We start from the raw sequence: 10,519 nt of genomic DNA on the forward strand, positions 1-10,519 counted from the left end.
GGCCCGCACCATGCGGTGCGGGCCCCCGCTTCGCGATGATCGCGAGTCAGCGTGGGAGCTGACGTCAGCCGATGATCTGGATGTTCTCGGCCTGCGGGCCCTTCTGGCCCTGGGTCACGTCGAACTCGACCTTCTGGCCCTCGAACAGCTCACGGAAGCCCTGAGCCTGGATGTTCGAGTAGTGGGCGAACACGTCGGCGCCGCCACCATCCTGCTCGATGAAGCCGAAGCCCTTTTCGCTGTTGAACCACTTCACGGTGCCGGTAGCCATGCGCTTCTCTCCCTCGGGGGAACTGATCGGGTCCCGCGATCGCGGGCCCGGAGGTGATCGCCTTGGTCCGGAGAGGCGCTGAACAGCAAAAACGCCCACGACATGTAACCGCGGGCGAGAACTTCGGGACCACGACTGCTTGATCAAAACGTTACACCGCAGGGGATCTCGCAGCCAGGGAGCGGAGAAAGACACGCAGCAACGGCGTAGCCGCCGCGCTCTCACCCGCGTTTCGTCCGACGTCGTGCCGCCGGCCGGCGGCCGCTGTGCGCGGGGCCGGGGCTCCCTGCTGCCGGGGTGCAGCAGGCCCGGCACCGGCGGACCCGGGGAGAGGAGACGATCCGCTCCGGTCCCGGGCTCCGTCTGTCGCTCCCGGCGTGATGCCGCCGGGTCCCGGGCGCGGTCAGGCTCCGGAGGACTCGCGCACCGTCAGGTCCGGCAGGAGGTCCAGGTGGTGCACCGGCAGGGCGGGGCCGGTGGCGGCCAGCCGGCGGACCAGGAGGTCCACCGCGGCGGCGCCGACGGCGCGCTTGGGCGGGGCCACGGCGGTCAGCGGCGGGGCACCGAGGGCGGCGAACACGTCGTCGTAGGTGACCAGGGCGAGGTCCTCGGGAATCCGTACGCCGCGGGCGCGCAGCAGGGGCAGTAGTTGCAGGGCGTCCTGGTCGTTGTGCACGAGGGCGGCGCGGACCCCGTCGGCGACCGCCTCGGTGAGCCGGGCGGCGACGGCGTCGACGCCGGCGGCCGGGGTGCGGACGTCGATGACCGGTTCGGCGGGCAGGTCGAGGGTGCGGCAGGCGTCGGTGTAGCCGAGGCGGACCTGGTAGGCCGTCCAGGTGTCGGTGCGGGCCGCGAGGGCCACCCGGCGGTGGCCGAGGGAGGTGAGGTGGCGCAGGGCGAGCAGGACGCCGTGGCGGTGGTCGGAGCCGACCGCGTCGAGGGCTGCGGCGGGGCTGCCGGGGGCCGGGCGTCGTTCCAGCAGGACGGCGGGGACGGGGAGTTCGGCCGCCCAGGCGTGGTCCTCGGGGCGGTCGGCGGCGGTCCAGTTCGGGGCGAGCAGGAGGCCCTGGGCGCCGGAGGCGAGGAGCTGGTCGACCTGGACGCGGTCGGCGCTGGCCTCGTAGGAGGAGATGCCGAGGACCAGGTGCGCGCCGGCCTCGGCGGCGGCGATGCGCGCGCCGGCGATGACCTCGTCGAAGTACTGCACCACGGCGGGGACGAGCAGGCCCAGGGTGGGGGCTTCGGCAGGCCGGGGCGGCACGGGGGCGGGGACGTCCGCGGGGCCGCCGGAGGAGACGGAGCCGTGGGTGCGGCGGAGCAGGCCCGCGTCGGCGAGGCTCGCGACGTCCCGGCGGACGGTGACGGCCGGCAGGCCGAGCCGCTCGGCGAGGTCCACCACCCGGACGGTGCCCAGGCCGCGCACCGTGTCGAGGATGCGGGCGCGGCGATCGTCCGCCGGGATCGGCATGGCACTCCCTGTCGGTGAGCCGGTCTGTCGAGGTGGACAGGAACCTACCATTCGGCCACCGGGCGGACGGCCGCCGCCGGGTCCCCGCGGGCACGGGCCGGGGGCCGGCGCGCGCCCGCGGGCGGGAGGGGTCAGGAGCCGTAGCGCTCCTCGGGGACGACGGGGCCGAGGTCAGGGCCCTCGACCAGTTCGACGTGGTCGCCCGGGCGGTGGAGTTCGAGGATCAGCAGCTCGTTGGCGCCGGCCCGCCAGAGCGGCGCGGGGGCGTAGAGCGTGCGCTGCGGGCCGCGGTCCCAGTAGCGGCCGAGCGCGAAGCCGTTCAGCCAGACCATGCCCTTGGTGAAGCCGGGCAGGGCGAGGAAGCCGTCGGCGGGGGCGTCGACGGTCAGTTCGGCGCGGTGGAAGCCGGGGCCGTCGGCGGTGGAGGGCGCGCCGAGGGCGAGGGTCGTCAGGTCGTCGAGGGGCAGCGGGCGCACCTCCCAGCCGAACTGGTACTGCCGGTCGACCCGGACACCGCCGGTGATGCCCTTGGGATCGTGGAGCAGCGGGCCGTAGTTGATCCGGCCGAGGTTCTCGACGAGCAGTTCCAGGACGGCGCCGCCCTCGGGCACCCGCAGCGGCAGGGCCTGCTCGGGGTGGTTGCGGTCGAGGACGCCGAGGGGTTCGCCGTCGAGGAAGACCTGGGCGCGGTCGGCGAGGCCGTCCACCCGCAGTTCGCCGTGGGCGAGCGGGCCGCGCAGGCGGGTGCGGTAGTGGATGAGGCCGAGGTTCTGGCCGAGTCGCTCCATCGGGCGGGGCTCGGGGAGGTGGTGCGCGGTGGAGAGTTCGCCGAGGGCGCCGTCGGCGCCGAGCAGCGGCCGGCCGGCGGTGACGGGGGCGCGGCGGGGGGCGAGGCGGGCGGGCAGCGGCGGCAGCGGGTGGGGGTTGGGGCCGAGGTGGCGTTCGATCACCGCGCGGAAGAGGTGGAACTTCTCGGTGAGTTCGCCGGCCTCGCCGACCGGGGCGTCGTAGTCGTAGCTGGTGACGTCCGGCTGGTAGCTCGTGCCGTCGTGGTTGGCGCCGTTCCACCAGCCGAAGTTGGTGCCGCCGTGGCCCATGTACATGTTGACCGAGGCGCCGGCGGCGAGCTGGGCGTCGAGGACCTCGGCGGCGTCCTCGGCGTCGCGCACGTGGTGCGGTGTGCCCCAGTGGTCGAACCAGCCGCACCAGTACTCCATGGTGACCAGCGGGCCGACCGGCTGGTGGCGGCGCAGGCAGGCGAGGGACTCCTCGGGGCGGGAGCCGAAGGTGCCGGTGGTGAGGAGTCCGGGCACCCGGCCGCCGAGCTGGAAGCCGTCCTCGGCGCCGTCGGCGGTGAACAGCAGGACGTCGACGCCGCGGGCGACCAGGGCGTCCCTCAGGTGTTCGAGGTAGGCGGTGTCGTTGCCGTAGCTGCCGTACTCGTTCTCCACGGCGACGGCGACCACCGGGCCGCCGTGGGAGGAGAGCAGCGGGAGCAGCACGGGCACCAGGTGGTCGAACCAGGCGTCCACGGCGGCGAGGAAGGGCGGGTCGAGGCGGCGCAGCCGCATCGCGGGGTCGGCGAGCAGCCAGCCGGGCAAGCCGCCGAACTCCCATTCGGCGCAGATGTAGGGGCCCGGGCGGACGATGACGTCGAGGCCGAGGTCGCCGGCGGCGCGGACGAAGGCGGCGAGGTCGCGGTCGCCGGTGAAGTCGGCGCGCTCGGGCGTGGGCTGGTGGAAGTTCCAGGCGACGTAGGTCTCGACGGTGTTGACGCCCATGGCGCGCAGCCGGGTGAGGCGGTCGGTCCACTGTTCGGGGCGGATGCGGAAGTAGTGGACGGCGGCGGAGACGATCCGGTGCGGACGTCCGCCGCGCAGGAAGGTGTCGCCGTCGGTGGTGAGGGCGGGGTGGGGGGCCTGGTCGGCCATCGGGTCCTCCACGGGAGGGGAGCGGGAGTGAGGGGAGCGGGACTGAGGGGGAGCGGGAGTGAAGGGTGTGGGGACCTCGGTGGTCCGGGCGCACGGCCGCGCGGGTGGCCGCGGGCGGATCGGCGGCGGCCGCCGTGGTCACCCTAGGAGTTCGGTGATCGCACGGTCAATCGATCGGCGATCATCGGCATTATTGATCAATTTCCGATCGAACGATACTCTTCGATCGGAATATCATCGGCTGGCCGCTTCCGGACGACGCGTCGGCGGGCACGACGGATGGAGGCCAGGATGGCCATCTCGGGGGAAGAGCGCCGCAGGCTGATCGTGTCGGCCGTCGGCGAGCTCGGCGGGCGGGTCCGCCTCACGGAGCTGGCCGGCCGGCTGAGCATCCCGGCCGTGACGGTCCGCCGGGACGTCGCCGTCCTCGCCGACGCCGGCCGGCTCTCCCGTTCGCACGGCTTCGTCTCCCTGGAACGCCCGGACGGCTCCGGGCCGCCGCTCGCCCCCGGCCCCGGGGAGGGCCGCGCCCTCGGCCTGCTGGTGCCCTCGGTCGGCTCCTACTTCGACGAGGTGATCGCCGGCGCCCGGGCCGCCGCCGCGGCCGCCGGGGCCCGGCTGGTCCTGGGCATCGCCCCGTACGGGACGGGCGGCGACCGGCTGCAGGCCGAACGCCTGCTGGAGTCCGGCGCCGAGGGCCTGCTGCTGGCCCCGGGGCTGGTCCCGGGCCGGATGGCCGAGGACTACGCCTGGCTGGACGCCCTGCCGGTGCCCGCCGTGCTGGTGGAGCGCCGTTCCCCCACCCCGGACGGCCCCGGGTCCGGACTGGACGCCGTGGCCTCCGACCACCGGCACGGGGTACTGAGCGCCCTGCGCCACCTGGCCGGGCTCGGCCACGGGAGCGTGCTGCTGGCCGCCCGCGGCGACTCCTGGACGGCCGCCGAGGTGCGGGCCGGGTACCGGGAGGGCACCCGGCTGCTCGGACTGCCCGACCTGCCGGCGCTGGACATGCTCGGGCCCGGCAACCTGCCGGCCGACCCCGAGCCGCTGGTGGCGCGGATCGCCGAGGCCGCGCGGTCCGGGACCCGGGCGGTGCTCGTCCACAACGACCAGGACGCGCTGCGGCTGGCGCCGCTGCTGCGCGCGCACGGCCTGGCGGTGCCCGCGGACGTGGCGCTGGTCGCCTACGACGACGTCTTCGCCGCGCTCGCCGCGCCCCCGCTGACCGCCGTCGCCCCGCCCAAGCACGCGGTGGGCGCGGCGGCCGTCGACCTGCTGCTGCGCCGCCTGGCGGCGGGCGCCGAGCTGCCGGTGCACCGTACGGCGCTGCTCCCGGTCCTGCGCGTGCGCGCCTCCTGCGGGGCCGAGCCCTCGGTGTGAGCCGTCCGCCCCAGGCGGGCCCCGTTGGCACATCGTGACCGAACCGTGTACCCGGACGGCGGGAAAACCAGTGCGGGGCCGAGCCGGTGATCCACTAGAGTCTGGGCCCGACACCGTCGGGGAAGTTCGGGCTCACAGGGGGTCTCCATGCGCGGAACGCGTTCCGCCGTCGTCACGACGGTCGCGGCAGCCGTGCTGGCGGGTGGCCTCACCGCCTGTGGCGGCAGCGGAGACGGGCCGTCGCGGGGGGCCACCACGCCGGGCGGTGCGGCGACCGGCAGCGGGGTGGCGGCGAGCGGCGGTGCAGCGACGGGCCAGGCCGCCGAGCGCGATCCCAAGGCGGCGCTGGCGGCGGCGGCCGAGGTGATGCGCAAGGCCGGCGGCGCCCGGTACACGCTGGCTGCGTCGGACGGTCTGGAGGCCAAGCCGGGGGCGGGCTTCGCCCACTGGGCGAGCCGCCCGGCCGTGATCGAGTACCTGACCGATGCTCCGGACTCCCGGATCAGGGTCCGGGCCGTGGGCAACGAGGCGTACATGGGCCCCACGGATCAGGCCGCGGCGGGGGTGGGCGAGCAGGTCCTCTGGGTGAAGATGCCCTTCCTCATGTGGCGCCGGCCCTTCTACCCGCAGCTGGCCATGGCGATGGACCCGGTGAACCAGCTGACCCGGGCCCAGGAGGCCCGGCTCGGCGTGGTCGGGACCGAGACGATCGACGGTGCCGAGGTCACGCACTACCGTGCCGTCGAGGAGGCCGCCACCGTGCTGGGCGCGATCCCCGAGCTCACCGAGGAGCACCGCCCTCACGTGGACGCGGCCCTGAAGAAGAGCGGTGAAACGTTCACCCTCGACTTCTGGCTCAACGCCGGGCAGGAACTCGTCCGGTACCGCGAGTTCGGTGACAAGGAGGGCGAGGGCAAGGCCGTGACGGTGACCTACTCGTCCCTGGGCACCACGTCGGCCGTCACCGCCCCCGCCGAACAGGATCTCCAGCGGTCCCCCTACCTCGACAAGTTCCTCCCCCCGTCGCGCGCCGTGGTCGGCCCGGGACCCGAAGCCGTCTAGCGGCCCGGGCGCAGCGCGGACAGATAGCGCGCCCCGTCGCCCAGCTGCGGTGCCAGGGGCGCGGCCCGCGGGTGCCAGGGGGCCTCGTACTCCCAGGCCACCCAGGTGCCGGGCGCCAGCAGCTGGAGGCAGTCGGCGATCGGCAGCACGCCCGTGCCGATCGGCAGCGGGGTTAGGTCGTCCGCCGAGGCGACGTCCTTGACCTGCGCGTAGCCGAGGTGGGGGCCGAGCGCGTGGTGGGTCTGCGCCGGGGTCTCGCCGGCCAGCCAGGTGTGCAGCAGGTCCCAGAGCGCTCCGACCGCGGGGTGGTCCACCCGGCTCAGCAGTGGCGCCAGGGCTGTCCCGGCGCGGTGGGAGTCGTGGGTCTCGACGAGGATCCGCACGCCGAGGGCCGCCGCTCGCGGGGCCGCCGCGCGCAGGCGGCGGACCGCGCGCTCGTCGGCCTCGGCCGCCGGGCCGGGGCCGCCGTGCGGGAAGACCCGCAGGTGGCGGCAGCCGAGGTCGGCGGCCAGCCGCAGGTGGGCGGTCAGCGCGGCGAGCACCGGGGCGTCCGGCCCGGGCGCGGCGACGCCGACGTAGGAGGCGAGGGTCAGCGGGAGGACCCCGGCGGCGGACAGCAGGCGGGCGGCGCGGCGGCGTTCGTCCGCGTCCAGCCCGAGGCGGACCGGCTGGTCGTCGGCGCAGCGCAGTTCGAGGCCGTGCCAGCCGTGCTCGGCGGCCAGGGCGGCGGCCCGGTCGAGCGGCAGCCCGGGCAGGCCGAGGGTGGCGAGGGCGAGGGGCACGGCGGCTCAGTCCCCTTCGGCGGGGTGGACGGTGACGGCGTCCGGCGCCAGCCGGATCCGCAGGGCCGGGGCGTCGGCCGGGCGGACGGTCAGCTCGACGGCCCGCGGGTCCCGCTCGTCCGGCCGCGCCTCCAGGCTGAGCGTGCCGGCGAGGGCGGGCGGCCGGGGGACGGCGGTGAGGCGGGCGGCGCAGGCGAACAGGGTGGGGCCGGTGGCGGACAGTTCGCCGGTGAGCCGGGGCAGCGCCGCCTCGGGGCCGAAGGCGGTGCCACCGGGGACCCGGACGCTGTCGGCGGCGGTGAAGCCGTGCAGGGCGTGCAGCTCGGAGGCGAGCCGCCCGTCCGCCCGGACGCCGGCGCGGTGCGGCTCGGTGCGCGTGCCCGCGACGGCCCAGCCGGTCTGGGTGACCGGGGTGCCGGCCGGCCCGCCGGTGACCAGGTGGGCGCGGAACTCCTCGGCGCCGTGGCCCAGGGTGAGCGAGGTGACGGTGACGCCGGGCAGTTCGCGGCCGCCGACGCGCGGGTGCCAGCGGGAGGCGGCCCAGCCGGGCCCGGTGCCGAGCGGGTGGACGCGGCCGCGTTCGGTGGGTCCGGCGTCGGTCAGCAGGGCGAGGTGGTTGTCGGCGGGGCCCTCGAAGGACGGACCGGTGGCGGTGGAGTGGGCGAGCCGCGCGTAGTACGGGTCGTCGGGGCCCACGGCGTCGGCGGGCTGGTCGTCGCTGCCGTGGTTGTGCAGCCGGACCAGGCCGTCGGCGGCGGTGGACTGCACCAGCCAGCCGGGCCCGCGCAGGGCGAGGACGGTGTCGCGCTCCTCGACGGGTGCGAGCGCCTCCGGCGCGGTCCACACGGGGTGGCCGGGCGGGAGCAGCAGGCCGAGGAAGGCGCTGCCGGCCCAGTACGGGGAGGCGGGGCCGGAGTATTCCTGGACGAGCCGGAGGTCGGGTCCGTGCCAGCCGAGGGTGAGCAGGCCCCGGTCGTCGACGGCGCCGCGGTCGAGGAAGTGGCGCAGGGCTCCGGAGGCGAGGCGGCGGGTGGTGCCGGGGGCGAGCGGGGTGTGGCCGGTCAGGGCCCCGGCCCAGAGCGGGGCGGTGGCGGCGAAGCGGTAGGTGAGCGAGCGGCCCTGGTGGACGGGCGCGCCGTCGGCCCCGAAGGTGTGGGCGTAGCCGGCCAGGTGGGCGGCGAGGCGTTCGCCGTACACGGAGCGCAGGGCCCGGTCGTCGGCGAGGTGGGCGTGCAGGACGGGGTACAGGTGCAGGGCCCAGCCGTTGTAGTGGTCGAAGGCGCGGGGGCGGCCGTCGGTGTACCAGCCGTCGCCGAGGTACCAGCGGTCGATGTGCTCCAGCCCGCGGCGGACGGCGGCGCGGGCCTCGGGTTCGGCGATTCCGGCCTCGGCGAGGAAGCCGCCGACGGACAGCGGGAAGAGCTGCCAGTTGTTGTCGTTGGGCACGCGGTGCAGGGCGTCGGCGAGCCAGCGGCCGACCCGGTCGCGGACGGGCCCGGACAGCCGGTCCCAGAGCCAGGGGCGGGTCAGGCGCAGGGCGAAGGCGATGGAGGCGGCCTCGACCATGGCCTGGCCCCGGTCGGTGATCAGCGGCCAGGACTCGCGGTCGCCGTCGGCGAGGTCGCGCTCACCGGTGGGGGTGCGGGTGCCGGCGTCGAGCCCGGCGGCGTAGTGCGCCAGCAGGCCGTGCGGATCGGCGCCGCCCGCGCCGGCCACCCGCAGGGCGGCGGGCAGGAAGGTGCGGGCGAAGCCCTCCAGGCCGTCGGAGCGGCGTCCGGAGCGGCTCGGGCGGGGGCCGGGCAGGTCGATCAGCGCCCCGGCGGGACTGGCGTGGGGGCGGACGGCGGTCAGCAGTCCGTCGGCCACCGCCTCCCAGTGCTCCCTGGTCCAGCCGGTGTGCGGGCTGAGGTCGCGGTCCTCCGGGGGCAGGCGCATGAGGTCCTCCGTCATCGGGTGGTGAGCCGGAATCTAGGCAGCACCTGATCATTCGTCAAGCTGACGCGATCAAATGAACGGCTTGATCGGATTGTGATGTTGGCGCAACGGTGGACCGTTGCCCCGATTTTTCGGCATTTCCGGTGGTCGAGGGAGGGGCTTCGAGGGTCCGGCGGGTCGATCATGTCGGATCATTTGATCCAAATCTCTTGACTCCGATCGCCGACCTGCTCAGGATGACAGCCAATCGCCCCCACCCTCTGCGGGCCCCGACCGGAGCCGACCGCTCCGGGCCCCGCGCACCCTCGTCCGAAGGAGCCCACCGATGCGCTCGACCCCCCTCTCCCGGCGCAGAGCCCTCCGCGCCGCCGCCGCGGCCACCTCGGCCGCGCTCTGCGTCACCCTGCTGGCCGCCTGCGGCAGCAGCGGCGACGGGGCGGCGACCACCGCCGCGGACGACGGCAAGCCGGTCAGCCTGACCTTCTGGGGCTGGGCGAAGGGCACCAAGGACGTGGTCGCCGCGTTCAACGCGAGCCACCCGAACATCCAGGTCACCTTCGAGGAGATCCCGGCCGGCGCGGCCGGCGGCTACGCCAAGCTCTCCAACGCGGTGAAGGCGGGCAACGCCCCCGACGTCTTCAACGTCGAGTACCCGCAGCTGCCGGACTTCGTCAGCCAGGGCGCCGTCCAGGACATCAGCAAGCTGGTCGGCGGCGACCTCAAGGCCAAGTACCTGCCCCAGGCCGTCGAGCTCACCTCGCTCGGCGGCCGGACCTGGGCCCTGCCGCTGGACGCCTCCCCCCAGGTCTTCTACTACCGCAAGGACCTCTTCGCCAAGGCCGGCATCACCGTCCCCAAGACCTGGGACGAGTTCCGCACCGCGGCGCAGCAGCTGAAGACCGCCCAGCCCGACACCCGCATCGCCACCTTCTTCCCCGACGACCCGACCACCCTGGAGGCGATGGCCTGGCAGAACGGCGCCCACTGGTTCACCGCCGCCGACGAGAGCTGGAAGGCCGACCTGACCGGCGCGCAGACCCGCAAGGTCTCCGAGTACTGGCAGAAGCTGGCCGACGAGGACCTCGTGCGCGTCATGCCGTCCTTCAGCCAGCAGTGGACCGCCTCCCTGCAGAAGGGCGAGACGGCCGGGTACCTCGGCGCCACCTGGGGCGCCGGCGTCCTGAAGGCCAACGTCGGCACCACCCCCGAGGTCAACGGCACCTGGGCGGCCGCGCCGATGCCCAGCTGGGACGGCACCCCCGCCAGCGGCATGCTCGGCGGCACCACCTTCGCCGTGTCCAAGGACAGCAAGAAGGCCAAGGCCGCCGTCGAGTTCGCCACCTGGGCGACCACCACCGCCGACGGCTTCAAGGCCCGCATCTCCTCCGGCACCTCCTCCGCCTACCCGGCCGCCACCGAACTGGTGCCGGTCGCCAAGCAGGCCTTCAACACCGACTTCTACGGCGGCCAGGACCTCTACGCCCTCTACGCGGACGCCGCCAAGTCCGTCAAGCCGGGCTGGACCTGGGGCCCGGCGATGGGCGTCACCAACGGCTCGCTGAAGGACTCCTTCGGCAAGGTCGCCGACAAGAGCGGCACCATCGACCAGGCGCTCGACACCGCGCAGCAGGCCACCCTCGCCGAGTTCAAGAACCGCGGACTGAAGGTCGCCCAGTGACCACCGGCACCC

General features: G+C 75.2%; 8 protein-coding genes. 3 read left to right on the forward strand and 5 right to left on the reverse strand.

What is annotated here, in order from left to right; all coding sequences use genetic code 11:
- Positions 1-64: 64 nt before the first annotated feature.
- The 3 genes from ACFRMQ_RS30880 to ACFRMQ_RS30890 all read right to left on the reverse strand — a co-directional run bounded on the left by ACFRMQ_RS30880 (position 65) and on the right by ACFRMQ_RS30890 (position 3,670).
- A complete protein-coding gene (locus ACFRMQ_RS30880) occupies positions 65-271 on the reverse strand; it encodes a cold-shock protein (RefSeq protein WP_030060364.1) in 207 nt (68 codons plus the stop codon).
- Positions 272-674: 403 nt separating this feature from the next.
- Positions 675-1,739, reverse strand: a complete 1,065-nt coding sequence (locus ACFRMQ_RS30885; protein WP_380733999.1) for a substrate-binding domain-containing protein — start codon at positions 1,737-1,739, stop codon at positions 675-677.
- A gap of 131 nt (positions 1,740-1,870) precedes the next feature.
- A complete protein-coding gene (locus ACFRMQ_RS30890; protein ID WP_380734000.1) occupies positions 1,871-3,670 on the reverse strand; it encodes a beta-galactosidase family protein in 1,800 nt (599 codons plus the stop codon).
- A 291-nt stretch (positions 3,671-3,961) separates the two neighbouring features.
- On the opposite strand from ACFRMQ_RS30890, the gene ACFRMQ_RS30895 reads away from it, so the two are divergent.
- Together ACFRMQ_RS30895 and ACFRMQ_RS30900 are read left to right on the forward strand one after the other, a co-directional pair.
- Positions 3,962-5,050, forward strand: a complete 1,089-nt coding sequence (locus ACFRMQ_RS30895; protein WP_380734001.1) for a substrate-binding domain-containing protein — start codon at positions 3,962-3,964, stop codon at positions 5,048-5,050.
- Positions 5,051-5,197: 147 nt separating this feature from the next.
- The gene (locus tag ACFRMQ_RS30900; protein WP_380734003.1) at positions 5,198-6,112 is read left to right on the forward strand and encodes a hypothetical protein; all 915 of its coding nucleotides are present in this window, start codon (positions 5,198-5,200) and stop codon (positions 6,110-6,112) included.
- On the opposite strand, the gene ACFRMQ_RS30905 is transcribed toward ACFRMQ_RS30900, so the two are convergent.
- Both ACFRMQ_RS30905 and ACFRMQ_RS30910 read right to left on the reverse strand, forming a co-directional pair.
- On the reverse strand, positions 6,109-6,894 hold the full coding sequence (locus ACFRMQ_RS30905) for a sugar phosphate isomerase/epimerase family protein (protein WP_380734004.1): 786 nt from the start codon (positions 6,892-6,894) through the stop codon (positions 6,109-6,111). The two genes, ACFRMQ_RS30900 and ACFRMQ_RS30905, sit on opposite strands and share 4 nt — an antisense overlap.
- A gap of 6 nt (positions 6,895-6,900) precedes the next feature.
- The gene (locus tag ACFRMQ_RS30910; protein ID WP_380734005.1) at positions 6,901-8,829 is read right to left on the reverse strand and encodes a DUF2264 domain-containing protein; all 1,929 of its coding nucleotides are present in this window, start codon (positions 8,827-8,829) and stop codon (positions 6,901-6,903) included.
- Positions 8,830-9,154: 325 nt separating this feature from the next.
- Between ACFRMQ_RS30910 and ACFRMQ_RS30915 the strand changes: the two genes are divergently transcribed.
- On the forward strand, positions 9,155-10,507 hold the full coding sequence (locus ACFRMQ_RS30915; protein WP_380734006.1) for an ABC transporter substrate-binding protein: 1,353 nt from the start codon (positions 9,155-9,157) through the stop codon (positions 10,505-10,507).
- The last annotated feature ends 12 nt before the right edge of the window (positions 10,508-10,519 follow it).

The sequence above is a fragment of the Kitasatospora sp. NPDC056783 genome, assembly GCF_042789895.1.
In the GTDB taxonomy this organism is placed as follows: domain Bacteria; phylum Actinomycetota; class Actinomycetes; order Streptomycetales; family Streptomycetaceae; genus Kitasatospora.